Raw genomic sequence first — 2,574 nt, 5'->3', positions numbered from 1 at the left:
GGCCCAGGGCGCACCCGAGCTGCGCTGGCGCCTGTCCTCGGCCTACGCCAAGAGCCTCGACATCCTGTTCGGCGCCCCCGAGGCGCTCAGCCGGATCGTCGCCGAGGCCACCGACGGGCGGTTCCAGATCCAGGTGCTCGGCCCCGGCGAGCCGGTCCCGGCCGAGACCCTGCTCGACGCCGTGTCGGCCGGCACGGTCGAGATGGGCCACGGCCCTGCGACCCTCGGCCAGGCCAAGGATCCGACCTTCGCGCTCGCCACCGCGATCCCGTTCGGCCTCAACGCCCGGGGCGCCGCCGCCTGGTGGCAGGCGGGGGGCGCCGCCGAGCTGTTCGCCGAGGTCTTCGCGAAATCCGGCCTGGTCTGCCTGCCCGGCGGCAATACCGGCGCGCAGATGGGCGGCTGGTTCCGGCGCGAGATCAAGAGCGTGGCCGACCTCCAGGGCCTCAAGTTCCGCATCGGCGGCATGGGCGGGCAGGTGCTGACGAAGTTCGGCGTCCAGCCGCAGGCCATCCCCGGCCCCGAGATCTACCAGGCCCTCGAGACCAAGAAGCTCGACGCCGCCGAGTGGATCGGCCCCTACGACGACGAGCGGCTCGGACTGCAGAAGGTCGCCCCGGTCTACCATTATCCCGGCTTCTGGGAGGGCGGCGCGATGCTGCACTTCTGGTTCAACGCCGAGAAGTGGAAGGCCTTGCCGAAAGCCTATCAGGCGATCCTGCGCTCCGCCGCCGCCGAGGTCGGGGCCGAGGTCCAGGCCAAGTACGATGCGCGCAACCCGCAGGCCCTGCGCCGGCTGGTCGCCGGCGGCGCGCAGCTGCGGCCGTTCCCGCAGGACGTGATGGAGGGCGCGCTCAAGAACGCCAACGACGTCTATGCCGAGATCGCCGCCAAGAACGCCGATTTCCGCCGGGTGTACGAGGCGATGCGGACCTTCCGGAACGAGGAATATCTCTGGTTCCAGGTCGCCGAATACACCTACGATAACTTCATGATTCGGGCCCGGGCCCGGGGATAGCGAAATCTCGGTTTCAAAAGGTCTTCGACCTTTTGCGGGTGAAGGGCGGAGCCCTTTCTTCTCTGGGGCTCGGCCCCAAACCCTGCCAAAGGGCTGAGCCCTTTGGAAACCCGGCCTTCGCCGTTGCCATCCGGGCGCGCCGACCAGGGGAGGAGACGGCATGATGGGGACCTTGAGACTCGGCCTGGCGCTGCTCGGGGCGGCGCTGCCGCTCCCGGTGCTGGCGCAATCGCCCGCCAACCTCACCGCCCTGCGCGGCCTGGCCCCTGTGGCCCGGCTGCAGGGGAGCCCGGCCGGCAAGGCGGCGCTCGACGCCAACCTGCGGGTGACCGGGGACATCCAGACCGCCGCCCTCAAGCAGCCGACGCTGCTGCCCTTCCCCGAGCAACAGCAGCTGGCGCTGCGGGACTGCTTCATCACCGACGGCAACGCCTCGGGCCTCGCCGACGGCCTCGGCACGGCGCTCGCCACCGCCTATCAGGCCCGGGCGCGCTACAGCGACGCCAAGACCTTCACCAGCGTCGCGCAGCCGGTGGCCGACCTGATCGGCTACACCAACAACGTCACCAAGTCGGATTCGAATTCCGGCAAGTACTTCTTCGCCAACGGTACGATCCACGGCACGCACCCGGTCTCGGCCGAGGCCGCCGCGCTGCTCACGGACGGCACCGTCACCGACGTGTTCGGCAAGGCCTACGGCCGGCCGGCGGGCAGCCCCGGGGCCGACCGGTTCGGCAATTCCCGCCCGTTCCAGACCCTGCCGCATCTCCAGGCCTATCGCGGCGCGGATTATTTCGGCGCGGCGTCGCATTCGTTCGACTGGCTGCGCGGTCCCAAGCAGGATCTCGTCGACAGCCCGTCCTATCCCAGCGGGCACACGACCTACGGCTACACCGAGTCGCTGATCCTCGCCCTGCTGGTGCCGGAGCGCTACCAGCAGATGATCGCGCGGGCCGCCGAATACGGCAACGATCGGATCATCGTCGGGGCGCATTACGCCATGGACGTGATCGGCGGGCGCGCGACCTCGCTGCACGCGGTGGCGCATCTGCTCGCCAACGATCCGGCCTATGTCGGCCAGATCCGGAAGAACCCCGCCGTGATCGACACGAAGGCGACGGACGCGGACAAGCACGTCGGCGTCACCGATTACCGGGCGCTCCTGACTGAGGCGCGCGCCGCGATGACCGAAGCCCTCGCGGCCGGCTGCGGCGGCACGGTGGCGGCCTGCGCGGCGCAGGATACCGGCCGGTTCAAGGACCCCGCCGCCAACGCGGCCTTCTACGAGGCGACGCAGACCTACGGGTTGCCGGTCGTGCACGACGCAACCGCCAACGCCCGGGAGGATGTCGGCACGATCGCCCCGGAGGCCGGCCACCTGCTGACCGCGGCCTTCCCGGCGCTCACCCTTGCCGAGGCGAACGCCATCCTGACCGAGACGCAGGGCCCCGGCGGCGGCTTCCTCGACGACGGCTCGGAGTTCGGGGTCTATGCCCGGATCAATCTCTACGCGGCTTCCGGCAAGGCGGCGGCGCTGGCGGCGAGCCGGGCGGGGG

General features: G+C 70.6%; 2 protein-coding genes. Both read left to right on the top strand.

The window, feature by feature from the left end:
- On the top strand, positions 1–1,018 hold a 1,018-nt coding region (gene dctP / locus FV228_RS26570; RefSeq protein WP_147857266.1), incomplete at its 5' end, for a TRAP transporter substrate-binding protein DctP.
- Between the two features lie 160 nt (positions 1,019–1,178).
- The coding region (locus tag FV228_RS26565; RefSeq protein WP_147857265.1) for a phosphatase PAP2 family protein at positions 1,179–2,574 on the top strand (1,396 nt) is incomplete at its 3' end.

This window comes from Methylobacterium sp. WL18 (assembly GCF_008040015.1).
GTDB lineage: Bacteria > Pseudomonadota > Alphaproteobacteria > Rhizobiales > Beijerinckiaceae > Methylobacterium > Methylobacterium mesophilicum.
This window is presented reverse-complemented; position numbering and strand designations above follow the sequence as displayed.